Origin of the sequence: Alteromonas sp. 14N.309.X.WAT.G.H12, from assembly GCF_036697315.1 — a bacterium.
GTDB lineage: Bacteria > Pseudomonadota > Gammaproteobacteria > Enterobacterales > Alteromonadaceae > Alteromonas.
Genome location: NZ_JBAHZB010000051.1, coordinates 1 through 25,530 on the forward strand (window position 1 = coordinate 1; position 25,530 = coordinate 25,530).

Annotated in this window: 22 protein-coding genes and 1 tRNA gene; 11 read left to right on the forward strand and 12 right to left on the reverse strand. The window is 46.3% G+C overall.

The genetic code is table 11. The features are described from left to right. Position 1: 1 nt before the first annotated feature. Positions 2–76: transfer RNA gene (locus tag V5298_RS13155), tRNA-Gln, on the forward strand. Between the two features lie 174 nt (positions 77–250). Then, positions 251–1,663, forward strand: a complete 1,413-nt coding sequence (locus tag V5298_RS13160; protein ID WP_332931906.1) for an alanine/glycine:cation symporter family protein — start codon at positions 251–253, stop codon at positions 1,661–1,663. 55 nt (positions 1,664–1,718) lie between these two features. On the opposite strand, the gene V5298_RS13165 is transcribed toward V5298_RS13160, so the two are convergent. Continuing rightward, the gene (locus tag V5298_RS13165) at positions 1,719–2,273 is read right to left on the reverse strand and encodes a carboxymuconolactone decarboxylase family protein (protein ID WP_332931907.1); all 555 of its coding nucleotides are present in this window, start codon (positions 2,271–2,273) and stop codon (positions 1,719–1,721) included. A 138-nt stretch (positions 2,274–2,411) separates the two neighbouring features. Between V5298_RS13165 and V5298_RS13170 the strand changes: the two genes are divergently transcribed. After that, positions 2,412–3,002: a TetR/AcrR family transcriptional regulator gene (locus tag V5298_RS13170; protein WP_332931908.1), complete on the forward strand. Its 591-nt coding sequence runs from the start codon at positions 2,412–2,414 to the stop codon at positions 3,000–3,002. Positions 3,003–3,013: 11 nt separating this feature from the next. Here V5298_RS13170 and V5298_RS13175 read toward each other — a convergent pair whose 3' ends face one another. Together V5298_RS13175 and V5298_RS13180 are read right to left on the reverse strand one after the other, a co-directional pair. After that, the gene (locus V5298_RS13175) at positions 3,014–3,193 is read right to left on the reverse strand and encodes a hypothetical protein (RefSeq protein WP_332931909.1); all 180 of its coding nucleotides are present in this window, start codon (positions 3,191–3,193) and stop codon (positions 3,014–3,016) included. Next, positions 3,181–4,353 carry an FAD-dependent monooxygenase gene (locus V5298_RS13180; protein ID WP_332931910.1) on the reverse strand — a complete coding sequence of 391 codons (1,173 nt, stop codon included), beginning with the start codon at positions 4,351–4,353 and terminating at the stop codon, positions 3,181–3,183. Before V5298_RS13180 ends, V5298_RS13175 begins: the two co-directional genes overlap by 13 nt. A 205-nt stretch (positions 4,354–4,558) precedes the next feature. Between V5298_RS13180 and miaB the strand changes: the two genes are divergently transcribed. The 7 genes from miaB to V5298_RS13215 all read left to right on the forward strand — a co-directional run bounded on the left by miaB (position 4,559) and on the right by V5298_RS13215 (position 10,747). After that, positions 4,559–5,995 carry a tRNA (N6-isopentenyl adenosine(37)-C2)-methylthiotransferase MiaB gene (miaB, locus tag V5298_RS13185; protein ID WP_332931926.1) on the forward strand — a complete coding sequence of 479 codons (1,437 nt, stop codon included), beginning with the start codon at positions 4,559–4,561 and terminating at the stop codon, positions 5,993–5,995. Positions 5,996–6,018: 23 nt separating this feature from the next. Continuing rightward, entirely contained in the window at positions 6,019–7,083 is a 1,065-nt protein-coding gene (locus tag V5298_RS13190) for a PhoH family protein (RefSeq protein ID WP_332931911.1), read from the forward strand. Then, complete coding sequence (gene ybeY, locus V5298_RS13195; protein ID WP_332931912.1) at positions 7,080–7,550, forward strand: rRNA maturation RNase YbeY; 471 nt, start codon at positions 7,080–7,082, stop codon at positions 7,548–7,550. The genes V5298_RS13190 and ybeY overlap by 4 nt, the downstream gene beginning before the upstream one ends. Before the next feature lie 32 nt (positions 7,551–7,582). Beyond that, positions 7,583–8,440, forward strand: a complete 858-nt coding sequence (locus V5298_RS13200) for an HlyC/CorC family transporter (RefSeq protein WP_332931913.1) — start codon at positions 7,583–7,585, stop codon at positions 8,438–8,440. A 6-nt stretch (positions 8,441–8,446) separates the two neighbouring features. After that, positions 8,447–9,958 carry an apolipoprotein N-acyltransferase gene (lnt, locus tag V5298_RS13205; protein WP_332931927.1) on the forward strand — a complete coding sequence of 504 codons (1,512 nt, stop codon included), beginning with the start codon at positions 8,447–8,449 and terminating at the stop codon, positions 9,956–9,958. A 91-nt stretch (positions 9,959–10,049) separates the two neighbouring features. Continuing rightward, a complete protein-coding gene (locus V5298_RS13210; protein WP_332931914.1) occupies positions 10,050–10,478 on the forward strand; it encodes an Hsp20 family protein in 429 nt (142 codons plus the stop codon). Between the two features lie 32 nt (positions 10,479–10,510). Beyond that, positions 10,511–10,747: a hypothetical protein gene (locus V5298_RS13215; RefSeq protein WP_332931915.1), complete on the forward strand. Its 237-nt coding sequence runs from the start codon at positions 10,511–10,513 to the stop codon at positions 10,745–10,747. A 57-nt stretch (positions 10,748–10,804) separates the two neighbouring features. Here V5298_RS13215 and greA read toward each other — a convergent pair whose 3' ends face one another. The 4 genes from greA to dapB all read right to left on the reverse strand — a co-directional run bounded on the left by greA (position 10,805) and on the right by dapB (position 16,840). After that, entirely contained in the window at positions 10,805–11,281 is a 477-nt protein-coding gene (gene greA / locus V5298_RS13220; RefSeq protein ID WP_332931916.1) for a transcription elongation factor GreA, read from the reverse strand. Between the two features lie 112 nt (positions 11,282–11,393). Next, entirely contained in the window at positions 11,394–14,615 is a 3,222-nt protein-coding gene (gene carB, locus V5298_RS13225) for a carbamoyl-phosphate synthase large subunit (protein ID WP_332931917.1), read from the reverse strand. Positions 14,616–14,628: 13 nt separating this feature from the next. Beyond that, complete coding sequence (gene carA, locus V5298_RS13230; protein WP_332931918.1) at positions 14,629–15,759, reverse strand: glutamine-hydrolyzing carbamoyl-phosphate synthase small subunit; 1,131 nt, start codon at positions 15,757–15,759, stop codon at positions 14,629–14,631. Positions 15,760–16,036: 277 nt separating this feature from the next. Further along, a complete protein-coding gene (dapB, locus tag V5298_RS13235) occupies positions 16,037–16,840 on the reverse strand; it encodes a 4-hydroxy-tetrahydrodipicolinate reductase (protein ID WP_332931919.1) in 804 nt (267 codons plus the stop codon). A gap of 222 nt (positions 16,841–17,062) precedes the next feature. On the opposite strand from dapB, the gene V5298_RS13240 reads away from it, so the two are divergent. Then, entirely contained in the window at positions 17,063–17,752 is a 690-nt protein-coding gene (locus V5298_RS13240) for a cytochrome b/b6 domain-containing protein (RefSeq protein ID WP_332931920.1), read from the forward strand. Between the two features lie 63 nt (positions 17,753–17,815). Here V5298_RS13240 and V5298_RS13245 read toward each other — a convergent pair whose 3' ends face one another. The 5 genes from V5298_RS13245 to V5298_RS13265 form a co-directional block, all read right to left on the reverse strand. After that, complete coding sequence (locus V5298_RS13245; RefSeq protein ID WP_332931921.1) at positions 17,816–19,711, reverse strand: propionyl-CoA synthetase; 1,896 nt, start codon at positions 19,709–19,711, stop codon at positions 17,816–17,818. Positions 19,712–19,936: 225 nt separating this feature from the next. Further along, the gene (locus V5298_RS13250; protein ID WP_332931922.1) at positions 19,937–22,444 is read right to left on the reverse strand and encodes a putative bifunctional diguanylate cyclase/phosphodiesterase; all 2,508 of its coding nucleotides are present in this window, start codon (positions 22,442–22,444) and stop codon (positions 19,937–19,939) included. 110 nt (positions 22,445–22,554) lie between these two features. Then, positions 22,555–23,010 carry a c-type cytochrome gene (locus tag V5298_RS13255; RefSeq protein ID WP_416351184.1) on the reverse strand — a complete coding sequence of 152 codons (456 nt, stop codon included), beginning with the start codon at positions 23,008–23,010 and terminating at the stop codon, positions 22,555–22,557. A gap of 247 nt (positions 23,011–23,257) precedes the next feature. Beyond that, on the reverse strand, positions 23,258–24,388 hold the full coding sequence (dnaJ, locus tag V5298_RS13260; RefSeq protein WP_332931924.1) for a molecular chaperone DnaJ: 1,131 nt from the start codon (positions 24,386–24,388) through the stop codon (positions 23,258–23,260). Between the two features lie 185 nt (positions 24,389–24,573). Beyond that, positions 24,574–25,530: Hsp70 family protein (locus V5298_RS13265; protein WP_332931925.1), on the reverse strand; the 957-nt coding region annotated here is incomplete at its 5' end.

Sequence of the window (25,530 nt, forward strand, 5' to 3'; positions counted from 1 at the left end):
TTGGGGTATAGCCAAGTGGTAAGGCAGCGGGTTTTGATCCCGCCATCCGTTGGTTCGAGTCCAGCTACCCCAGCCATATTCAAAAAAAGCCAATCTTAGATTGGCTTTTTTTCATTTTAGCTTGCTCTTTTTAGGCATTCCTCGCTAAAACATCAAAAAACACACCAAAGTCCACAAATATCTTTCTCCTTGTGCCTGTTCTGCTACCATAAACGCTTTAACGTTTTAGCTAATTTATCAAGGAACTCATGTGATTAACGATATCGTTTTGGCCGTAAATGACGTGCTGTGGGGTAACGGCCAAGTCCTTATCGTCATGCTACTTGCTTGCGGTTTTTGGTTTACCTGGAAATTAGGTGCAGTGCAGTTACGCCACTTCACCCACATGTTTACCCTTCTAAAAATGAGCACATCTTCTACAAAAGAAGGGATCAGCTCTTTTCAGGCCTTGTGTACCAGTTTATCCGCTCGGGTAGGCACAGGAAATTTAGCCGGTGTGGCAATGGCGATTTCCCTAGGCGGTGCAGGCGCCATCTTCTGGATGTGGGTGATCGCGTTTTTAGGTATGGCCACTGGGTTTGCAGAAAGTGTGTTAGGCCAGCTATATAAAGTGAAAGACGAAGAGGGTGAATTTCGTGGTGGCCCGGCCTACTACATTAAACAAGGGCTAAATAAAACCTGGTTAGCGGTGGCCTTTTCATTATGTCTCTTTTTCGGTTATGGCTTTGTGTTTAGCGCAGTGCAAGCCAATACCATTACCGATGCATTACACAACGCCTATGGATTCTCCCACTTTTATACTGGCTTAGTCATTATTTTTCTGGCCGCGCTTATCGTAGTCGGTGGATTAAGAGGCATCGCCCGTTTTGCCGAATGGATCGTCCCTTTTATGGCCATCAGTTATGTGCTGGCGGCCTTGATTATCATGTGCATCAATATCACCCAATTACCCGACGTCATGCTCTCTATTGTTAAATCGGCATTCGGTTTTCAAGAAGCCGGCGCCGGTATGTTAGGTGCAGCAATCAAAAACGGTATCCAACGGGGTCTTTATTCTAACGAAGCCGGCTCAGGTAGCGTACCTCATGCGGCGGCCAGTGCGGCGCCAACGCCCAATCATCCGGTTTCACAAGGATACATTCAAATGTTAGGGGTGTTTGTGGATACGGTGATCCTGTGTTCTGCTACGGCATTTATCATTCTTCTAGCCGGTGGTGAAGCGAGCGGACAAATGGAAGGCATAGGTATGACCCAAGCGGCCATGAACACCCATGTGGGTAGTGGAGGCACTATCTTTGTTTCCGCCGCCATTTGTTTATTTTCTTTCACTTCCGTGGTAGCTAATTACGCCTACGGAGAAAGTAACCTGCATATGTTTAAACTGGATAACAAGATAGGACGTCGTGTCTACACTGTTGGTTATCTGGGCATGATTTTGTGGGGTGCAATGGCCGCACTTCCAACGGTATGGGCCATGGCAGATATGGCACTAGGATTAATGTCCGTGATCAACATTATCGCCATCGTTTGGATGACGCCTACCATTGTGGCTATTAGCAAAGATTACTTTGTCAAATTGCAGTCCGGTAAGGAAATCAGCTACAAAGACGGTGATGTGATTATTCAGGGAAAAACAGAAAAAGGGGTGTGGAGCGACGACTAACTTGGTCAATGTGCTGTGTAGCAAAGCACTACACAGCACAACGCAGTGAGCAATATTACTTTTTAGGTTCCCATGCAAACTGTGCAAAAGCTTCATCCACCGGGGTTTCGGCCATATGGTTGGTGTAATTACTCATCACTTTTTGCGCTAAGATCAAAATAATTTCAAGCATGTTTTGTGCGGTATAACCTGCGTCCATAAAGGCTTTTTGCTCTTTCTCACCGATCACGCCACGGCCTCGGGTTACCGCTAATACCGTATTTTTAAGGGCATTGAGTTTACTGTCTTTTAGCTCTTCATCGTTTCGTAATGCCTCAATCAATTCATCACTGACATTCATACTTTTGGCAATGCCTGTGTGTGCTGGCACACAATAGTGGCACCCATGCTCTACGTTGATTGTTTGCCATACCACGGTAAGTTCATCAGCATTAAATGAGGTTTCTTGGGCCAGTCCATGAAGTATTTGATAGCCTTTTAATAATTCAGGAGACTCGGCCATAACAGCGTGGAGATTGGGGATCATGCCAAAAGATTTTTCCGAACTCTCCAATAAGGGTTTAGCTTTTTCAGGTGCAGTATCTTTTGTATGTAGCGTATAAGTTGTCATAATATCTCCAAATAGCGAAAAAATAGCATCCAGTGTGTTGTGGATGTTTACCTTGGACATCAATATAAGTACTATTGAACGATTGTTCAAGATCAAATTGAACGAATGTTCAAATTAGAGGATATAAGGTATAACCTAATGAGATACACCGATGACGTGGTGATAGAAAAAGCAACGGGGTTATTTTGGCAAAAAGGCTATCTAGCCGTGGGCATGCGTGAACTGCAAACAGCCCTCGACATGCGCCCGGGTAGCATCTATAACCGCTTTAAAAGCAAAGATGGCTTATTTTGTAAGGTGATTTGTGCTTATGTGGAGCAAAATGAAAAGGATCTGTTGCACGTAGCCCAAAGTCCATCCCCGTTAGATGCCCTTAGAGACTATTTTTTGACGACCTTAATTACGCCGGCAAATCAGACCCATCAACGCCAATGTTTACTCATTAAGACTCTGGCGGAAATCGACAGTCTTCATGACGATAGCCGTTTAACATTGTCCCAGGGGATGGAAACATTGAATCAGGCCTTTGTTAAGGTAGTTGAACAGTTAATCGCATCCCATTCCATTGCCAAGGACGAAGAAAGTGAAAAGATCGCATCCTGGTTACAATGCCAGTTTATCGGCTTGCGCACCTTCGCTCTTATCACTCATGACGATGAGAAAATACGAACTTTAATAGAAAAAACACTGGTAGACTTACAGGGTAACTGGCCTGTCACAACACATTAGTGATGTGGCCGTTACCCTTGCATCATCATACGTATCAGTTGTAGCACCAGTGCAATCATCACTAGCGGCCATATCCAGCGGCTTATTTTTCCTGCGGTTTGTGCACTAACGCGCATTTTAGAACGTTCAATTAATGGCACAATAATCATTAACGCTAAAAACAGAACGCCCAGTAAAATCAGAACTTCCATTCATCCATCCCTATTGCATGCTTTAACACCCCTGACTTAATTGGACCGCTCATATCAGCGCCTTTAAGCAGCAGGTTTCTTACCAACTTCAATGGGGGTATTTGATTACTAAACAAGGCATAAAACCCGTCCATTGCTGACATCATGCGTAAGTTATCTCGGCGTCGCGGCTTAGCATAGTCGCTCACCAGCCGTGAATAGAATGAGACGTCATCGGGTTTACAATCCTCGGTGATGGCCAGCAGTGCTGAGACGTCTTTAAAGCCGAGGTTCACGCCCTGCCCCGCCAAAGGATTAATGGTATGGGCAGCATCGCCAATGAGGATCACGCCAGGTTGAATATATCGGCTAGCGTGGGAGCGGGTTAACCTGAAGGCCGCTTTATTAAGCACCACAAACGGATCAAGGCGGTCAGGGAAATGCTGTAGCACTTCATTTTTTAATTGTTCAGGCTTCAAACCACACAATTGCTTTATGCGCTCGGCGCTGTCGTACCAGATAAGTGAAGCGTAATTATCATACATGGGCAAATAGGCTCTTGGGCCAGAAGGATAAAATTGCTGCCAGGTTTCTGCTCCACTTTGGGCGTCTGATTTGATAATAATACCCAACGCCTGCTGATTATATTGCCAACCGCTGCTACCTATTTTGGCCTGTTCCCTGACAAGGCTACGTGCGCCGTCTGCGCCAATTAAGTACTTAGCGTTAAGGGTTTCACCGTTTTCTAGCGTTACTGTTACGCCATTATCCGTGTGAGTAAAGGCAGCGAGTGGGGTATCATTTATCCATCGCACATCGAAATTTTGCAGGGCACGGTGACACCCTAGCTGAATTAATCGATTTTCTACGAAGTAGCCTAAATGGGGCGCCTCAATGCTAGACGCAGTAAATGATGCGGCCATGGCGGGATCTTCCCACACTGACAATTGATCATAAGCTTTAACTCGGTAGTCAAGAATATGTGGCCATGCGCCAAGCCGTTGTAACAGCATAGAAGAAGTTAAACTAATCGCGGAAAGACGCAAATCCGGTGGCTGGTCAGGGGCAAAGGGAACGGGCATAACAGATTCAAGGATAGCGACCCGATAGCCCTGCTGTACCAGACCGAGAGCAAGGCTACTGCCCACCATTCCGCCACCATTAATACAAAAATCGTACATATAGTCTCCTGATTCGAACCGGCATTATGACGTAAAGCCATAGGTTACGCCATGAATCATCTTTGATACCTTGCGATAGATCAGACAGCTATATGGAATAGAGTGAAAGGATTTAACCATTTTAATGAATGACTGGGCAAAGCACGCTACAACAGGTAAAATACGCGGCTATTTTGAACATTTACCTGAAAAACGTAAAGTGAATATGACCAAGAAGCTGTTTATTAAAACGTGGGGCTGTCAGATGAACGAGTATGACTCGGAGAAAATGGCTGACTTGCTGGACTCTACCCACGGCTATTCGCTAGCGCAGGAAGCCGAAGATGCGGACGTAATTTTATTAAATACGTGTTCCATACGGGAAAAAGCCCAGGAAAAAGTATTTCATCAATTAGGTCGCTGGAAAAACCTCAAACAACATAACCCCAATCTGATTATTGGTGTTGGGGGGTGTGTGGCATCCCAAGAAGGCGATCATATTCGTCAACGTGCCCCTTTTGTTGATTTGGTTTTCGGCCCTCAGACGCTTCATCGCTTACCTGAAATGATTAATCAATTGCAGGCCGGTGCCCGTTCTGTTGTGGATGTCAGTTTCCCGGAAATTGAAAAATTCGATCGTCTCCCTGAGCCCAGAGCCGAAGGACCCACCGCCTTTGTCTCTATAATGGAAGGGTGCTCCAAGTACTGTACTTTCTGCGTGGTTCCTTACACCCGAGGCGAAGAAGTTAGCCGCCCCGTTGATGACGTTATTTTAGAAATTGCCCAACTGGCAGAGCAAGGGGTACGAGAAGTTAATTTACTCGGCCAAAACGTGAATGCCTATCGCGGTGAACATCATGACGGTAGCATCTGCCGCTTTGCGGAATTACTTGAATTAGTGGCTGCCATCGACGGCATCGATCGCATCCGTTATACCACCTCTCATCCGGTGGAGTTTACCGATGACATCATTTCCGCCTATGAAAGCATTCCTGAGTTGGTCGATCATCTCCATTTACCGGTTCAAAGCGGTTCAGATCGTATCCTCAATTTAATGAAACGGGGTCATACGGCATTAGAATACAAATCTAAAATCCGAAAATTAAAAAAAGTACGACCTAACATTAGCATGTCGTCAGACTTTATTATCGGCTTTCCCGGTGAAACCGATGAGGATTTTGAGGCCACCATGGATTTAATTTCAGCGGTGGATTACGATCTGAGTTTCAGCTTCATTTACAGTGCGCGGCCAGGAACACCGGCAGCAGATGCTGTGGATGATGTGAGCGAAGAAACGAAAAAGCAACGATTATACTTGCTCCAACAACGCATTAACCAACAGGCACTGCGGATTGCCAGGAATATGCTGGAAACCGAACAGCGCATTTTGGTGGAAGGACCGTCGAAGAAAAACCCCATGGAACTGTCTGGGCGTACCGAGAACAACCGTGTGGTGAATTTCGAAGGCACACCCGATATGATTGGTGAATTTGTGGATGTAAAAATCACCGATGTGTTTAGTAATTCATTACGCGGGAATGTGGTAAGACGGGAAAAAGACATGGGCTTGCGTGTGGCGGTTTCGCCCCAATCTATAACAGCAAAACATCAGGATAGTGCCCCTGATCCCCTTGGCGTAGGTCATTTTATACCTGCCCATTAATTTTAAGTGAGGAAATAAACGACTTGAGTACACTGGTAAGTAACGAAGTAATTTTAGAGCCTGTTGATAACAAACGGTTATCAAGTTTGTGCGGTCCCTTTGATGACAACATCAAGCAAATTGAACGGCGTCTTGGCGTAGAAATTTCGTACCGGAGTAACACCTTTAAGGTGCTCGGTGATGCGGTACAGGCCAACGGGGCGGTGGAGCTACTTAAATTACTTTATATAGAAACCCAGCCAGTTAAAGGTCTAATTCCTCAGTTAGATCCCCAACAAGTGCATCTGGCGATTCAAGAAGCACGGTTGTTAGAACGTGGGGAAAGTACCACTTACGGCAAAGATATCACCATTCGCACCAAACGCGGTGTGATTAAGCCCCGTAATCCCAATCAGGCCCAATACGTGGCCAACGTGGTGAATCACGATATTACCTTTGGTATTGGTCCTGCAGGCACAGGCAAAACCTATTTGGCGGTGGCCTGCGCCGTTGATGCCTTGGAGCGTCAGGAAGTTCGACGTATTCTGCTTACCCGTCCTGCCGTAGAAGCCGGCGAAAAACTGGGGTTTTTACCCGGCGATCTGTCGCAAAAAGTCGATCCATACCTACGTCCTCTTTACGATGCCTTGTTTGAAATGCTCGGCTTTGAAAAAGTTGAAAAGCTAATGGAACGTAATGTTATTGAAGTGGCCCCTTTAGCTTATATGCGAGGTCGTACGCTCAATGACGCGTTTATTATTCTAGATGAAAGTCAAAATACCACCACCGAACAGATGAAGATGTTCCTCACCCGCATCGGCTTTAACTCAAAGGCGGTCATTACCGGGGATATTACGCAGGTAGATTTACCCCGCGGCGTACGTTCCGGGTTACGAAACAGTATTGAGGTATTAGAAAACGTCAGCGACATTTCTTTTAATTTTTTTAAAGCCGAAGACGTGGTTCGACACCCTGTAGTGGCAAGAATTGTTCGAGCGTATGAAAAATTTGATAGCGATCAAGAACGGGCACGGCAAGCCAAGCGACTGGCAGCGGAACAAGAAAAACAAAACGCCCCTTCTCAGGATTCAGACAAAGGCCCCTTGTGAACACACTGATTGATGTGCAGCATGCCTGTGATACAACCCAGCTCGGTTATACCGTTCCTACAGACGATAAGATCCAGCGCTGGGCCGATACCGCCTTATCAGCATTAAAAATACAGGATAAAGAAGTCACGATCCGCTTTGTTGACCGCGACGAATCCCAATCGTTAAACCATACCTATAGAGGAAAAGACAAGCCAACCAATGTGTTGTCTTTTCCCTTCGAGTGTCCACCCGATATCCCACTTAATTTACTGGGCGATCTGGTCATTTGTGTGCCAGTGATCCACCATGAAGCCGTGGAACAAAATAAAGTGGTAAATAATCATTTTGCCCATATGATAGTTCATGGATTACTTCATTTGTTGGGTTACGACCACATAGACGATGAGGAAGCTGAGGCGATGGAACGTCTGGAAACAAAAATTTTAGCGCAGTTAGGCATTGACGATCCTTATCAAGAGCTTTAACTTTTACCCTACAGATAACCAAATAGACGATTATGAGCGAAGATAACCCTCACTCTACCAACGGCTCGACGAGCAAAGGTTGGTTAGATAAAATAAGACTGACATTTTCCGGCGAGCCGAGAAGCAAGCAAGACTTGGTAGAAGTTATTACCGAAGCCGAACACCGCGAACTGATAGATCCTCAAACCAGAGAAATGATTGAAGGTGTTATCGGCGTCAATGAAATGCGTGTAAGGGATATTATGATCCCCCGAACACAAATGACCACCATTGACATTGAACAGAGTGTAGAAGAGTTTCTACCTAAAATTCTGGAAACGGCCCATTCCCGTTTTCCGGTGATCAGTGAAGATAAAGATCATATCGAAGGTATTTTACTGGCAAAAGACCTCCTCGATTATGCATTTACCCCCGACCGCCCTTTCCAGTTATGTGATGTGATCCGTCCCGCAGTGATTGTGCCCGAAAGTAAACGGGTAGACGTCTTGCTCAAAGAGTTTCGCCAGCAACGGTATCATATGGCCATCGTTGTCGATGAGTACGGCGGTGTATCGGGTCTGGTTACCATTGAAGATATTCTTGAACTGATTGTTGGTGAAATCGAAGACGAATACGATATCGATGAAGATGGTACGGAAGACATAAAGCCCCTGAATAAATCCACCTATTCTGTTAAAGCACTGACTGCGGTGGATGATTTTAACGACTTTTTTCATACTAACTTCAATGAAGAAGATGCCGACACCATCGGCGGTATCGTATTAAAAGCGTTTGGGCATATGCCCGAAACCAACGATGAAATTACCATTGGCGATATTCACTTTAAGATAACCAATTCAGATAAACGCAGATTGGTACAACTCAAAGTGACCGTACCTGCTATGGAGTAAAGTCCTCTGAAAACCTGGTTTCCCTATCTTCTGGCGCTACTTAGCGGCGCCAGTCTTACCTTTGCGTACGCCCCTTTTTCCATGTGGCCCATCACCTTCATTGGGTTGGCGCTGGCCTTTCGTCAATTGACGGTGGTATCCCGTCCTTTTCTGTGTGGCTGGCTTTTCGGCTTAGGCTGGTTTGGCGCCGGAATTAGTTGGGTACATGTCAGTATTGTTGACTTCGGTGGCTTGCCCCTTATTGCCTCGGTGAGCCTGATGCTAGTGCTGTGTGGGTATCTGGCTCTCTATCCTGCCACGGCGTTATGGCTAACAAAGCGCTATTTCCCACTACGGCTTTGGCCTTTAGCTCTGCCATTTTTTTGGTTTGTGGCCGAATGGGTACGCAGCTGGATGTTAACCGGGTTTCCCTGGCTATCTGTGGGTTACAGCCAGGCGGTAAGCCCCCTTCGTGGTTGGCTGCCCATCATCGGCGAAACCGGCGTTACTGTCATCATTGTGGCGTTAGCCGCATCATTAATGCAAATAAAGCAGGTAAAACAGAGTACAGCCGTAGCCCTTGCCTTTGTCACCGCCTTGTTGTCCGGTTATGTCTTGCAATCGGTCAACTTTGTTAGCAAAGGACACATCTATCAGGTTGCTATGGTGCAAGGCAATATTGCCCAATCAATACGCTGGACCCCAGAACATGACGGGCCCACCATGGATAAATATCTGGCCCTTACCGCGCCACTTTGGCAAAGTGATTTAATTGTCTGGCCTGAAGCCGCGGTACCCAAACTGGAGATCATGGCCAGCGACTATCTTCACAGGATTGATGACTTGGCCATACAGCACGATACCAGCCTGATTACCGGTATTGTGAATTACAACTGGGAATCGCAAGAGGCGTGGAACAACCTGATCGTGTTAGGCAAGCAATCCGCTGACGACTCAACCCCAAAATACACGTATTTTCATGGCGACCGTTACGCCAAGCATCACCTTTTACCCATTGGGGAATTTGTGCCATTTGAAGATTGGTTGCGGCCTCTTGCCCCCCTTTTTGATTTGCCGATGTCGTCCTTTTCACGGGGGGATTATCAGCAGAAAAACCTGTTAGCCAACGGTATTCATCTTGCCCCTGCCATATGTTTTGAAATCGCCTTTCCTCGTCAGGTAGCGGCCAATGTACATGATGATACGGACATGATTATTACCGTGAGCAATGATGCTTGGTTTGGTCATTCCCATGGTCCAGCCCAGCATTTGGAAATCGCTCAAGTCAGGGCAATGGAACTGGGAAGGCCCGTCATTCGCGCAACGAACAATGGCATCACAGCATTTATTAATGCAAAAGGTGACATTATATCGGCCCTTCCCCAATTCGAAGCCGCCAGCCTCGTCGCCCCGGTACAATCGACCCATGGCTTAACCCCGTACAAAAAATGGGGTGATTTGCTGGCTTTATTACTGTGCGTAAGCGGGCTAATCAGTGCAATGTGGATTAACAAAATTAAACAAAAACAGACAGAATAGAAAGGGGCAAAGGGAATAATGGCGTAGTATTGTAACTGGCCATTTTCGCCCCCAATAACCCTTTACGTCGGTTTGAGATCAGGAGACCCTAATGCCTAGTATCGATTTAACCCCACTGTATCGCTCTTTTATCGGCTCTGATCATTTAGCGGCCCTCGTCGAGGCGGCGAAATGCGCTGAGAAACAAAGCGGTTATCCTCCCTATAATATCGAATTGATTGATGATACTAACTACCGCATTACCATGGCAGTGGCGGGGTTTAGCAAAGAGGAAGTCATTGTCGAAACCGCTGATAACAAGCTGGTTATCGCTGGTAAAAAAGCCCCCTCCTCCCGCCAGGAAAGAAAATTCTTACATAAAGGCATTTCAGAACGTAATTTTGAACGTACCTTTCAGTTGGGAGATAACGTAAAAGTGTGTGCTGCTGATATGGAAAACGGTTTATTGCATATTGATCTTGAGCGTATTATCCCTGAGCCTAAGAAAGCCCGCCGCATTGCTATCGGCAAGGGTAACTAGGTGACGTTCTTTATTGTGCTCGACGTCCAGCTATGCGCCGAGTAATTTGGCAGATAACCCTCATCCCATTGTTGTTAAGTGGGCTGATTGCCATTGTGGCGACCTGGCTGGATTACGCTGCCAATCCATCTCAGATATTTTTTGAAAACGGAGAAATCCACTGGCTCATTGTGCTTGCCACCTTTAACAGCTGGTTTTTTCCGGGCTTGGTGCTGGTGTTTCTCGTTTGCCTTATAGTCTTGATACTGGTATCGGTTTACCAAAAATAAAAGAAGGCAAGAGGTTCGCTCTTGCCTTCGTAAATACATTACCTTGTGCAATCAGGGTTAAATATACTGAACCTCGACGATTTCGAATTCCACCGTACCGGCAGGCGTTTGGATATTCACTACGTCATCGACTTCCTTACCAATAAGCCCTCTGGCAATGGGTGAGTTCACTGATATCAGGTTATTTTTAATATCGGCCTCATCATCACCCACAATGCGATAGGTGGTTTCCGCATCAGTTTCTAGGTTCATAATGGTGACCGTTACACCAAAAATCACCTTACCGTTGTTGTCCATCTTGGTAACATCAATGATTTGTGCATTTGAAAGCTTACCTTCGATATCCTGAATTCGTCCTTCACAAAAGCTTTGTTGTTCACGGGCCGCATGGTATTCGGCATTTTCTTTTAGATCTCCGTGCTCACGAGCTTCCGCAATAGCTTGAATGATGCGTGGACGGGTTACTGTCTTAAGCTCATTTAATTCTTCGCGCAATAGCTCTGCGCCACGAGCGGTCATCGGATACTGACTCATGGTTTCATCTCACTTGTTTTCTTGATCATCGATGATTAAAAAAGTGCGCCAAACTGGCGCACTTTTTTATAAGGCTGATTATGAAGGTTACCGCATTTTTCCCGTTATGTCATTATCCATGAACGCGTGCATGCAGTTCCTGCACTGATACCACCTTGTTTCTGTCATCTGCGGATTTTGCCTGAATCGTGGCAAATGCCGCGTTCATTGTCGTGGTATAGGTTATCTTATTTAATAACGCTTCACGACGAATGTAGACAGAATCGGTGATGGCTTGTCGCCCTTCGGTGGTATTAATAATGTAACTGTATTCGCCATTTTTAATCGCATCAACGATATTAGGGCGACCTTCAGACACTTTATTGACAACCGTGTTTTCAATGCCTGCGGCATCTAATGTGGCAGCGGTTCCTCGGGTGCATTCCAGTTTAAAGCCGGCCTTAATCATAGCCTTGGCCAGATCAACAATCCGTGCTTTGTCATTATTTCTAACTGAAATCAAAGCCTTACCTTCACGTGGTAAAGGTGCGCTTGCCCCTAAATTAGCCTTTGCATAAGCTTCTTCGAAGGTATCACCTACCCCCATGACTTCGCCGGTAGAGCGCATTTCTGGGCCAAGTAATGGATCCACACCTTGGAACTTAGCAAAAGGTAATACCACCTCTTTCACCGAATAAAACGGTGGAATGATTTCTTCGGTAACCCCTTGGGATGCCAATGACTGCCCCGCCATACAACGGGCTGCCACTTTCGCTAAAGGTACGCCGGTGGCTTTAGAAACAAAGGGGACAGTTCGCGCTGCGCGAGGATTCACCTCAATAAGGTAAACTTCACCATCTTTAATGGCAAACTGGGTATTCATTAAGCCCACAACACCCAATTCTAACGCCATATCACGAACCTGCTTGCGCATGACATCTTGAATGTCTTTAGGCAGTGAGTGTGGCGGTAATGAACAGGCTGAATCCCCCGAGTGAACACCCGCTTGCTCGATATGTTCCATGATACCGCCAATCACCACGTCTTTTCCGTCGCATATGGCATCGATATCCACTTCAATGGCATCGTCAAGGAAGCGATCTAGCAATACTGGCGCATCGTTAGACACTTTCACCGCTTCAGTGAGGTAACGTTTTAAATCTTTTAAATCGTAGACAATTTCCATTGCCCGGCCACCCAAGACATAAGAAGGACGAACCACGAGAGGAAAACCAATCTCCTCTGCTTTCGCCAGTGCTTCTTCGGTGTTAGTTACCGTGGCATTCGCAGGCTGTTTAAGGCCTAATTTGTCCACCATATGCTGGAAACGTTCCCGATCTTCAGCGCGGTCAATGGCTTCTGGAGACGTACCAATAACCGGTACACCATTGGCTTCTAAGGCACGGGCCAGCTTCAGCGGTGTTTGACCGCCGTATTGAACGATAACGCCTTTAGGTTGTTCTTTGGCGACGATTTCCAAGACATCTTCTAACGTCACTGGCTCAAAGTACAAGCGATCAGAGGTATCATAATCGGTGGACACGGTTTCTGGGTTACAGTTAACCATAATGGTTTCATAACCGTCTTCGCGCATGGACAAGGCAGCATGAACACAGCAGTAATCAAATTCAATACCTTGGCCGATACGGTTAGGCCCGCCACCAAGTACCATGATTTTGTCCTTGTCCGTAGGGTTGGCTTCACATACTTCATCATAGGTTGAATACATGTAAGCGGTGCTAGTGGAAAATTCCGCCGCACAGGTGTCAACACGCTTGTAGACTGGGAAAATATCAAAGCCTCGACGCAAATCGCGAACGTCACTTTCCGACGCCCCGGTCAACTCGGCTAATCGCGCATCGGAAAAGCCTTTGCGTTTTAATTGACGTATAAAGTCTGCATCCAGCGCGTCTAAACCGCCTTCACTCACTTTATTTTCCAATTTAACCAAGTCTTCCAACTGCACCAAATACCAGCGATCAATATTGGTGACATTGAACACCTCATCCACCGTCATGCCCATACGGAAGGCATCGGCGATGTACCAAATACGTTCAGCACCGGGCTCACGCAATTCGTACATAAGTTTGTTTTTGGCATCTTCGTCGTCAAGATCCAACAAGGGGTTCAAGCCCGTTGCACCCACTTCCAATCCACGTAATGCTTTTTGAAGGGACTCTTGTTGGTTACGACCAATGGCCATCACCTCACCTACCGATTTCATTTGCGTGGTAAGACGATCGTTAGCCCCGGCAAACTTCTCAAAGTTAAAGCGAGGAATTTTAGTCACAACATAATCGATGGACGGTTCAAAAGACGCCGGGGTTAAACCGCCGGTGATATCGTTGGCCAATTCATCTAAGGTGTAACCAATCGCCAATTTAGCGGCGACTTTGGCAATGGGGAAGCCCGTTGCTTTTGATGCCAGCGCAGAGGAGCGAGACACACGAGGGTTCATCTCGATGATCACCATACGACCGGTTTTAGGATCAACACCAAATTGTACGTTAGATCCGCCGGTTTCAACGCCAATTTCACGTAATACGGCCATGGCGGCATTACGCATTATCTGGAATTCTTTATCAGTAAGGGTCTGCGCCGGTGCCACTGTGATGGAATCACCGGTGTGAACACCCATAGGATCGAAGTTTTCAATGGTACAAACAATAATACAATTATCGTTTTTATCCCTTACCACTTCCATTTCATATTCTTTCCAGCCAATGAGTGATTCATCAATCAACAGTTCACTGGTTGGGGAAAGATCCAGTCCTCGGGTACAAATTTCATTGAATTCATCAATGTTATAAGCGATACCCCCACCGCTTCCACCCATGGTGAAAGAAGGACGAATAATACAAGGGAAGCCAATGCGTGACAGTACGTCGTGGGCTTCTTCCATTGAATGAGCAATTTCAGCATGGGGACATTCAAGTCCGATAGCGCGCATGGCTTTATCGAAACGCTCACGATCTTCGGCTTTATCGATGGCATCTGCGGTGGCACCAATCAGTTCCACACCAAACTCACGCAAAACCCCTTCCCGGTTAAGATCCAGTGCGCAGTTCAATGCAGTTTGTCCACCCATGGTGGGTAACACCGCATCAGGACGTTCTTTTTCAATGATTTTTCTGACCACTTCCCAATGAATAGGCTCGATGTAGGTGGCATCAGCCATTTCCGGATCAGTCATAATGGTAGCAGGGTTTGAATTTACCAGAATAACCCGGTAACCCTCTTCACGTAAGGCTTTACACGCTTGTGCGCCTGAATAATCGAATTCGCAGGCCTGACCAATAACAATAGGGCCAGCACCCAAAATAAGAATACTTTTAATGTCGGTACGTTTTGGCATAGTCGGCTATTTCCTACTGTTTTGATTGTTCAATAAGTTCGATGAAATGATCAAACAGATCTGCCGCCTCATGTGGGCCCGGGCTCGCTTCAGGGTGTCCCTGGAAACTGAATGCCGGTTTATCGGTACGATGAATACCCTGCAGCGATTTATCAAACAGCGAAATATGGGTGACTTCAAGATTGCCAGGTAATGAGGTTTCATCCACCGCAAAACCATGGTTTTGACTGGTTATCATCACCGTGTCTTTTTTGAGATCTTTCACCGGGTGGTTTGCACCATGATGCCCAAATTTCATTTTGACCGTTCTGGCACCACTGGCCAGCGCCAGTAATTGGTGACCTAAACAAATACCAAAAATAGGTACGTTTGCATCCAACAGAGCTTTAATGGCGTCAATAGCATAATCGCAGGGTTCTGGATCACCAGGCCCATTTGATAAAAACACACCATCAGGCGCCATTGCTAACACCTCTTGGGCACTGGTTTGCGCCGGTACAAGGGTAATTTTACAACCCCGGTCCGCCAACATACGTAAAATATTGTGTTTCACCCCAAAATCATAGGCAACCACATGGTATTTAAACGTATCATTGATGGTGTAACCTTTGCCTAACACCCAGGTGCCGTCAGTCCAGGTTTTCACTTCCTTGGTTGAAACGACTTTGGCCAGATCCATGCCTTTTAACCCTGGAAAATCTTTGGCAGACGCCAGCGCTGCATCCACATCGAGATTATCGGCGCAAATGATACAGCCATTCTGTGCACCTTTGTCACGCAACACCCGGGTTAATCGCCGTGTATCGATATCGGCAATGCCGACAATATTTTTCGCAACAAGAAATTCAGACAGAGATTGTTGGTTTCTAAAATTACTGGCTTCAAGAGGAAGATCGCGAATGATGAGACCTTTAGACCAGATTGTGTCAGATTCGACATCTTCAGAATTGGTACCGGTATTACCGATATGGGGATAAGTAAGTGTAATGATTTGTTCAGCGTAAGATGGGTCAGTGAGTATTTCCTGATAGCCTGTCATGGAAGTATTAAAAACAACTTCCCCAACGGCGGTACCAGTAGCACCTATTGCCGTACCTTTAAAAACTGAACCGTCCTCTAACACCAAAAGGGCAGAATTAGCCAAGTCAACCTCCAGATTAAGGATAACCGACGGTTTATTCAAACAATGGAATAAACCCCACAAAAAACGGGAAATAACGACTATTTACTCCCCGTTTACGATACTTTGCAGCTAATAAAAAGCGAGCCGGACAAGCCGAATCACTGAATTTTGGCAAATTCCAATTATTATATAGGAGTAATTAAAAGAGGTCTATTTCTAATTTAGATAAATAGACAAAATACCTCATTAACATCATTTTTACGACGTAAGGGCAAAAAACGTTAATAAACTGCGTTTTTTAGTACTCTAAGCCAATAACATCATTCATGCTGTAACGGCCAGCAGACTTTTCTTTTAGCCAGATAGCAGCTTGAACCGCGCCTTTGGCAAAGGTAAGCCGGCTCGATGCTTTATGGGTGATCTCAAACCGTTCACCAATATCAGCAAACAGCGCCGTGTGTTCACCAACAATATCACCGGCTCTAACGGTCGCAAAACCAATGGTTTTTTGATCACGCACCGGTTCTTTGCCTTCTCGGCCGTAAACCGCGCATTTTTGCAAGTCTCGCCCTAAGGTATCAGCAATGGCTTCACCAATAGCCATGGCCGTCCCCGATGGCGCATCTTGTTTAAAACGATGGTGAGCTTCTAAGATTTCAATGTCAGCGGTTTCACCTAGGGCTTTCGCAGCCTGTTTAACCAATGCCAGCATCACATTGATGCCAACACTATAATTCGCCGCGAACACGATGGGAATGGTCTTAGCCGCGGTATCTAACGACGCAAGTTGTGCCGCTGACAAGCCGGTAGTACCAATCACGATGGGCTTGCCATGTTCAATACACCAGGCCAAATTGGTGTCAAAGGCCGCCGGTAAGGTAAAATCAATCACCACATCCACGTCGTTAGGATCAAGGGTAGAAAACCCTTTGCATAAAACCCCTTGCGCCCCAATACCGGCCAATTCGCCTACGTCCACACCACACCAGGGTGAATCATCCCGCACGGTGGCCGCCGCCAGCTCTGCGTGCTCATTTTCTCTGAGCGCTTCAATCAATACGCGCCCCATACGCCCATTGGCGCCTAAAATAGCTACTTTCATAAAATTTCTTCATAACAGGGTTAATTCACAGGCATTTTGCCTGACACAGAGGATAATTCAATTGTCCGGCATCAAATACCACAAAATAGTGACAATATCACTCAGGGCGCTTGAAAGGTGCCCCTCATTTGTTGCATGCTGAACAACGCAATAGATCACTGCTAAGAGCATGACATTTTAGAGATTTAATTCAGCCTAGTCCTTAATACCTGAGAAAACATAATGAATGCACATCGCACGTTAATCTGGGATATCCCAACCCGTCTTTTCCACTGGTTATTGGTTATTTCTCTTATTGCCCAATACCTTACCGCTGAGGTATTCGAAAATGCCATGCAATGGCATTTCTACTTTGGCTATTTTACCCTTGGTCTCATTATTTTTCGGGTATTTTGGGGGTTGATTGGCACCAATTATGCCAGATTTAGTCAATTTCTTTACGGGCCTAAAGCGATAATCGAGTATGCCAAAAGTCTGTTAATTCCCAACGCCCCTGCCCATGCCGGTCATAATCCCTTAGGGGGGGTAGTGGTGATCCTCATGCTACTGTTGATCCTGTTACAGGCCGTCAGTGGCCTGTTTATGACGGATGATATTTTCCTCGATGGCCCATGGCGCTCCGCGGCAAGTGACAGCACCTTAGACATTATGGGTTATTTACACCATAACGTATTTAATGTGCTTTTAGCGGTGATTGCACTTCACATTAGTGCCATCGTATTTTATGCGGTGTACAAGAAGCAAAAACTGGCGCCGGCCATGATCCACGGAAAGAAATCCACTACGGCAAAAGGGATCAGTTCATCTCGCCTGATACTGGCCCTTTTTGTTGCCATCATCAGCGCCGGTATTGTGTATTACGTGGTAGAAATAGCGCCCCCGGAAAGTGAAGACGCAGGCTATTATTACTAAATTTAAAAACACTGGGCCTGAGGTACGGGTATACCCGTATCTCAGGCCAGATTCGCCTTACACCTAATCGTTATTTTTCACTAACCCCTGTTGCTTCATAATGGTCTGAATTTCGGGCACACTGGCAGGATCGTCAATGGTAGATGGCACCGCGACTTCATGATTATCCGCAATTTGGCGTAATAATTTACGGAGTATTTTACCAGAACGGGTTTTCGGTAATCGAGGGACAATCACCGCACGCTGGAAACAGGCAATAGGACCAATTTCTTTTCTTACCATGGCAATCAGTTCTTTTTGCAAATCTTCTTCACTGACCGTAACGCCATCTTTTAATAAAACCAAACCCACAGGCACCTGCCCTTTTAAACTATCGTGGACGCCTATAACGCTACACTCCGCAATCATGGGGTGAGCGGCAACCACTTCTTCCATTTCACCGGTGGATAAACGGTGGCCAGCCACATTAATCACATCGTCGGTTCTTCCCATAATAAAGACATAACCGTCCTCGTCTTTAAAGCCACCGTCACCAGAGGTGTAATAATCCGGATAGGCTTCCAGATAACTATTTTTAAAGCGTTGGAAATCCCCCCAGATTGTAGGTAAACAACCTGGCGGCATAGGGAGCTTTATGGCAATGGCCCCCTGCTCTCCGGCCGGTAGTTCGTTGCCAAGATGATCCAGTACCTGGACGTTAAAGCCGGGTACCGGCAACGTAGAAGAGCCCGGTTTGGTGGGCTTAAATTCGATGCCGGTAAGGTTTGCACAGATTGACCATCCGGTCTCGGTTTGCCACCAGTGATCAACCACCGGTTTACCGGTTTTTTCCACCGTCCAAAGGTACGTGGGCGGATCTAACCGCTCACCGGCCATAAAGATGGTTTTCAAACAAGAGATATCATATTTAGCCATTAAATCGGCTTCAGGATCTTCTTTGCGCACAGCACGAAATGCCGTAGGTGCGGCAAACAAGGCTTTAATTTTATATTCCTCTACCATGCGCCAAAATGCGCCGGCATCGGGTGTTCTTACCGGCTTTCCTTCGTACACCACGGTGGTACATCCATGCAATAATGGGCCATAGACAATATAGGAGTGACCGACGACCCAACCCACATCTGACGCAGCCCAAAAAACGTCTTTCGGCTGCATGTCGTACACAGCAGTCATGGAATATTTTAATGCCACGGCATGACCGCCATTGTCTCGAACCACCCCTTTAGGTTTTCCTGTGGTGCCCGATGTATAAAGAATGTACAAAGGATCAGTCGCCAGCACCGGCGTACAGGGTGCAGGTAGGGCATCGTCCATGGCGGTTTGCCAATCCACGTCTGTTTCACCCAATGTTGCGGTGAGCTGGGGGCGCTGATAAACAATACAAGATTTAGGTTTGTGTGAAGAAAGTGAAATCGCTTCATCAACAAGGGGTTTATAGGCAAGAGTTTTGGTAACTTCAATGCCGCACGATGCGGTGACAATCACTTTAGGCTCGGCATCTTCAATACGTACCGCCAATTCATGGGGCGCAAAACCGCCAAAGACCACCGAATGGATGGCTCCTAACCGAGCGACTGCGAGCATGGCGATAATCGCTTGGGGGATCATCGGCATATAAATGACCACGCGCTCCCCTTTGCCTACGCCTTGTTGCTGTAATACACCGGCGAATAACGCCACATGATCCCGCAGCTCCCTGTAGGTGTAGGTGGTTTTTGTGCCCGTCACTGGCGAGTCAAAAATAATCGCGTTGTGATCAGCCAGTCCGTTTTCGACATGGTGATCTAAGGCCATATAGGCGGTATTCATTTCGCCATCACAAAACCAGCGATAAATCCCGTTCTCATCTTTGGACAAAATGGTTTGTGGTGCTTTAAACCAAGGTAGTGCATTGGCTTTTTCCTGCCAAAAGGTTTCAGGTGTTTCTATGGAGCGTTCGTACTCATGTGCATACGACATAACCGGCCTCGCTTATTATGATCAATGTAGACTCACCAACTGTAACTCAAGGTGAAAGTTTTTATTTTGATTTACATTAATACAAATTCGTTAACAATAAGCATAAGACTTCTGTCGCACATCGGCGGTTTTTCGTTTAGAAAAGGAAGGGGATTTCCTCGCTAACAGGTAAATAGTTATTACCTATTGCGGCAAAAAAAGCCTTAAAAGGAAGTAGGCGTGGGATTACACCGTGGTTAATTTCTCATTTGCTCGGGTTAAACAGCGACGCCAAGCATCTTCGGTCATGGGGGTAGACAGATAAAAGCCCTGAAATAAATCGCAATGTTTATTTGTGAGGTACTGTAACTGGATCTTGTTTTCAATTCCCTCTGCCACCGTTTTGACGCCCATGGAACGGGCCAAATCGATGATCATATTCACGATGGGCACCTCATCGTCATCAAAGTTTATTTCATCCACGAAATATCGGTCGATTTTAAGTTCGGTGATGGGCAAAGCCTTTAGATAGCTTAAACTGGAATAGCCGGTACCAAAGTCGTCGATGGAAAAGCCGAATCCAAGTTGGGCCAACTGCGCCATGCGATTTTGAACCAGTTCAATGCTTTCAACAAGAATGCTTTCGGTGATCTCCAGCGTCAGCTGGTTAGGCGAAACCTGCCATTTATGTACAAGTTCTAACAAATGATCAGAAAAATCCGGCCGTACAATTTGCCGACCGCTGACATTGACGGATAACACCGTTCTTATGTCCTGCTTGGACAGCTCAGAAAGTATACGACAGGCTTCATTCAACACCCAATAGCCGATTTCAATAATTTCGTCGCTCCCCTCTGCAATGGGAATAAACTCTACCGGGCTGAGTTGTCCCAAACGTTTTTCATTCCATCGCAATAACACCTCCGAACCACACACCGCGCCACCGGCATCATATTGAGGTTGCAGAACCACATAAAACTCGCCATCGTCTAGAGCTCGGGAGAAGTTTTGGCGGATATAGTTATCGCGCTCATAGGCGGCGAACTCCTCTTTATCAAGGGTGACCTTACCGCCCAAGCCTTGGCTTTTCGCCCGTCTTGAGCCAAATTCGAGTATCCCCACCACTTTCTCATAGGACGCATGCTGGGCATGAACGAACGCAGAAGCCATAGAACTTGTGACGATTTGCGAATGACCATGGAGGGTAAAGGCTTTCGACAATTCGGTATGCATACTCCAGGCAACTTCATCGATATATGCCAAGATATGTTTGTCCATACGTTCATCAAAGGGTAAGCGGTAAAGAATATAAAACTTATCACCTGATCCCGAATAGATTTGAAATTGTGCAGACAGCACCTTCTTAAGCCTACCGGCAAAAATACGCAAGATATAGTCACCGGTGCCTTTACCAAAGGAAAGATTAAATTGAGCAAAGTTATCAATATCCAGCATACAACAATACAGGTGCTTATCGCTGGGGCGCGCGGCAATAATCAAGGCCCGTAAATCTTTTTCAAAGGATTTAAGGTTAGGTAGCTGGGTGATTTCATCAAAAAACGCGATTTGATAAATATTGTCTAATGTTTGTTTACGTTCAGCATTATTTTTTAATACACACACAAACTGCGCCTTATCGGAGTGCTTGAGTTTGGTAACTGACACTTCCACCGGTAAAGGCTTGCCTAAGCGATCCATTGCGGTCAATTCCAGGTTATTGCATTCACTTTCCTCTTTTATCAATTGATAAAGCATTCGCTGGCCATCTTGCTCGTTAGCCTTCGCAAAAAGGCAAGTGATACACTCCCCCAGGATCTCGCTGACTGCATAGCCAAAGTGTTGACTGATTGCTACATTCGCCGCAATGATGGTACCTGCCCCATCGACCATTAACACCACATCGTTAAGACTGTCGAGAATGGTGCCAAAGTTTTGGCTAAAGTTATCATCGACCTGGGATAACGGCATCGATGCTGTTAAATCCTGTACAACGCCGTAGAATTTGGTCGCTCCCTGTATCAACATGCCGGCTTTCCCGGATACCCGTAAAAGCCTTTCTTTGTTAGTCAGGTAAACAGGAATTTCTAGACAAAATGCTTTTTGTTGGTGAACTAGCCCCTGTATTGCACGAATTAACTTATGACGAAAAACCACCGGGATGGGTTTTAGTACCTCACGAAGGGAAAGCGGATGAACCGAGCTTATGCCTAGAAGCCGACACAATGTTGTAGAAAAATAAAGGCGTTGCCGGCCGTTATCAAACTCCCACCCACCAACACCAGATATGTCAGCGAATTCATTTAATAAAGCGTCGTGGCTTTCTTCAATATATTGTATTTTCTCGCTTTCCATGCCTGCTTTTTGCAACAACACTTGCACCCGTTCGGCGCTTAATTGCAAGGCTATTTCGTCACGCCCAGTTAATTGAGGCGAGGTATTAAAAAGGGAAAGATACAGCGTATAGTCAGGGGTAGTAAGCAATTGCAGCCTGTGGGTAAAACGCGCTGCTGCGAAGGGCTCAGAAACCAGGGTATTGCCGTTGTTAACAGAGGCAAAAGGGACCGTATTTAGAAGGGTGTCATCTAATCGAAGTTGCAGTAAACAGCGTGGGTTGATGGAGGTATCTACAGGGGCCAGCAATATTGCGGCATTATCGCTACCGGTACAATTTACCAGTGATAAAAAAATGTCAGCCAAATCCTGTTTCGCTGTGGATTCGATAAGCTTGGTAACGTCACTGATACCGGTAACCACGCGCTCTCCGTTCAAATATGCCCGTACCTGAAAAGGTGTCTAATGCGCGAGTATGGATATTGTGGTTTGCAGGGAATTGCAAACCACAATAATTATACGAAAAGACGGGATTAGTCGGCTTTAAAGTCATCATGACAAGATTTACACGATGCACCAACTTTCCCGATGGCAGCACGATATTGGCTTTCATCTCCGGTTTGTGCCACGGCGGTCAGATTCGCAGAAGCGGTTTTCAACGCTTCAATCTTACCTTCAAAATCTGACCAATTTTCCCAAATCTCATCTTTAGCTTCTGTATCCACATCAAATTTGCGCGTATCCACTTTCAGATAGTCGCTCAACATGTCCGCTAATTGCTCTAACCGCATGCCATTTGTTTCAATAACAGCTTGATCAAACGGAATTGCGCCCTTCGCCATACCCCCTAATGGTCCCATATTACTGCGAATCAGTTGAAACAAGGACTGACGATACGTGACGGCTGCATCTGCATGTTTTTCATTCATGGCGGCTTCCTGACCTATCGCCGCGCCGCTAGCGATGGTGGTAGATAATATAGCTGCCATAAGGCCGGTCTTAAGCAGTTGCTTCATATAGGGTTCTCCATTTGGGTATCTGAAATGTTGTAAGCTCAAAGGATTACGTGTGGTGCTCGATCACTATGAGCGTCTTTTACTATAAATAATATACGCTAATACAACAATTTTGGTACACAAGAAATTAATCTAATAGCTATACGGCGTTCTAATAATAAACACACGCCATATACGACAAGCCCTCCAAAAGGAGGGCTAGAAATATAATTTGAACCGATTAATTGGTGAGATCATCGAAGAATTTCTTCACACCATCAAAAAAGCCTTTCTCTTTCGGTCGGTGTTTGGCGGAATTTCCTCCCATGGAGTCATCCAGTTCCTGAAGCAATTCTTTTTGTCGTGTTGACAGATTCACCGGGGTTTCAACTACCACTTTACACATGAGATCACCGGTTACGCCGCTGCGTACCGATTTAACCCCTTTACCCCGCAAGCGGAACATGCGACCGGTTTGGGTTTCTGGTGCCACTTTTAATTTTACTTTGCCATCTAAGGTAGGCACTTCTAATTCACCACCTAAGGCTGCGGTGGTAAAACTTAAGGGAACCTCACAATATAAATTGTTACCGTCTCGCTGGAAAATCTCATGTTCACGAACATGTACCTGAACATACAAATCGCCCGCTGGTGCACCGGCTTCCCCGGCTTCACCTTCACCAGACAGTCGGATGCGATCTCCGGTATCCACGCCGGCGGGGATCTTAACCGACAAGGTTTTGGTTTTTTCTACCCGTCCGTGACCATGACACTTGTCACAGGGATCGGAGATAATTTTGCCTCGGCCTGAGCAAGTGGGACAGGTTTGCTGAACCGCAAAAAAGCCCTGACGCATTTGAACCTGACCCGCACCATGACAAGTGGGACAGGTTTTTGGCGATGTTCCTTTTTTCGCACCGGAGCCATGACAACTGTCACACTCAACCAGTGTAGGCACGCGAATTTCCACGTCCTTGCCTCGTACTGCCTCTTCTAAAGACAATTCCAGGTTATAACGTAAATCGGCACCTTGGCGTGCTCTCGACTGGCGACCGCCTCGGCCTCCACCAAAGATATCACCAAAAACATCACCAAAAATATCGCCAAAATCAGCGTTACCACCGAACCCTGCACCACCACGATTGGGATCCACACCGGCGTGACCATACTGATCATAGGCAGCACGTTTCTGCGAATCAGTCAGGACTTCATAGGCTTCCTGGATTTCCTTGAATTTGACTTCCAGTGCTTTGTCGCCCTGGGTGCGGTCAGGGTGATATTTCATCGCCAGCTTTTTGTACGCTTTTTTAATTTCGCGTTCGCCGGCGCTTTTATCCACCCCTAGCACTTCGTAGTAGTCACGTTTCGACATATCGCTTACTTTTCCTACTCGTTACTTCAAGTGCCTGAACTCATCAATACAACGGCTCACACACTTTACAATTCACTGGGAAATTGCCCCAGTTATTACACAACAAAGGCGCAACAAGACTTTCCTGCCGCGCCCAGACTGTACAGCTCTCCGGTGGCAGGCACCGGAGACATACTGACTACAGCTTATTTTTTGTCGTCTTTCACTTCTTCAAATTCAGCGTCGACAACATCGTCATCAGCCTTTGCAGAAGATTCATTAGGTTGTGCACCTTCTGCGCCTGCTGCACCCGCTTGGGCTTGCGCTGCTTCCATCAACTTGCTAGACGCCTGGATAAGCTCCTGAGTCTTAGCTTCGATTTCCGCTTTATCTTCGCCTTTAGTGGCCGTTTCCAACGCACTCAACGCTTCTTCGATAGGTGCTTTATCTTCTGCACTCAACGCTTCGCCTACTTCTTCAAGTTGCTTACGCGTTGCGTGGATCATGCCGTCAGCTTGGTTACGCGCTTGGATAAGCTCTTCAAACTGCTTGTCGGCTTCTTTATTCGCTTCTGCATCTGCTACCATTTTTTCCACTTCTTCGTCGCTAAGACCGGAAGATGCTTTGATGGTGATTTTTTGCTCTTTACCTGTATCTTTGTCTTTCGCAGATACATGTAAAATACCGTCCGCATCAAGATCGAAGGTAACTTCGATTTGTGGCACACCGCGAGCCGCTGGGCGAATACCTTCTAAGTTAAACTGACCCAAGGACTTATTGCCCGCAGCCTGTTTACGCTCACCCTGTAACACATGTACCGTTACTGCAGACTGGTTATCATCCGCCGTAGAGAAGGTTTGTGATTTCTTCGTTGGGATTGTGGTATTTTTCTCAATCACAACCGTCATCACACCACCCATGGTTTCAATACCCAAAGATAGCGGCGTAACATCAAGTAACAGTACGTCTTTAACATCGCCAGATAACACACCACCTTGGATGGCTGCACCTACGGCTACCGCTTCATCTGGGTTAACATCTTTACGCGGCTCTTTACCAAAGAACTCGCTAACATATTTTTGTACCAGTGGCATACGTGTTTGACCACCCACCAAATTGTTATCGTTGATATAACCTACAGAAAGGTCAGCATAAGCCAAGGC

Coding starts and splice junctions, on each gene's coding strand:
- V5298_RS13165 (WP_332931907.1), bottom strand. CDS start 2,273: ATGACAACTTATACGCTACATACAAAAGATACTGCACCTGAAAAAGCT.
- V5298_RS13170 (WP_332931908.1), top strand. CDS start 2,412: ATGAGATACACCGATGACGTGGTGATAGAAAAAGCAACGGGGTTATTT.
- V5298_RS13175 (WP_332931909.1), bottom strand. CDS start 3,193: ATGGAAGTTCTGATTTTACTGGGCGTTCTGTTTTTAGCGTTAATGATT.
- V5298_RS13180 (WP_332931910.1), bottom strand. CDS start 4,353: ATGTACGATTTTTGTATTAATGGTGGCGGAATGGTGGGCAGTAGCCTT.
- miaB (WP_332931926.1), top strand. CDS start 4,559: ATGACCAAGAAGCTGTTTATTAAAACGTGGGGCTGTCAGATGAACGAG.
- V5298_RS13200 (WP_332931913.1), top strand. CDS start 7,583: ATGAGCGAAGATAACCCTCACTCTACCAACGGCTCGACGAGCAAAGGT.
- V5298_RS13210 (WP_332931914.1), top strand. CDS start 10,050: ATGCCTAGTATCGATTTAACCCCACTGTATCGCTCTTTTATCGGCTCT.
- V5298_RS13215 (WP_332931915.1), top strand. CDS start 10,511: ATGCGCCGAGTAATTTGGCAGATAACCCTCATCCCATTGTTGTTAAGT.
- greA (WP_332931916.1), bottom strand. CDS start 11,281: ATGAGTCAGTATCCGATGACCGCTCGTGGCGCAGAGCTATTGCGCGAA.
- carB (WP_332931917.1), bottom strand. CDS start 14,615: ATGCCAAAACGTACCGACATTAAAAGTATTCTTATTTTGGGTGCTGGC.
- dapB (WP_332931919.1), bottom strand. CDS start 16,840: ATGAAAGTAGCTATTTTAGGCGCCAATGGGCGTATGGGGCGCGTATTG.
- V5298_RS13240 (WP_332931920.1), top strand. CDS start 17,063: ATGAATGCACATCGCACGTTAATCTGGGATATCCCAACCCGTCTTTTC.
- V5298_RS13245 (WP_332931921.1), bottom strand. CDS start 19,711: ATGTCGTATGCACATGAGTACGAACGCTCCATAGAAACACCTGAAACC.
- V5298_RS13255 (WP_416351184.1), bottom strand. CDS start 23,010: ATGGCAGCTATATTATCTACCACCATCGCTAGCGGCGCGGCGATAGGT.
- dnaJ (WP_332931924.1), bottom strand. CDS start 24,388: ATGTCGAAACGTGACTACTACGAAGTGCTAGGGGTGGATAAAAGCGCC.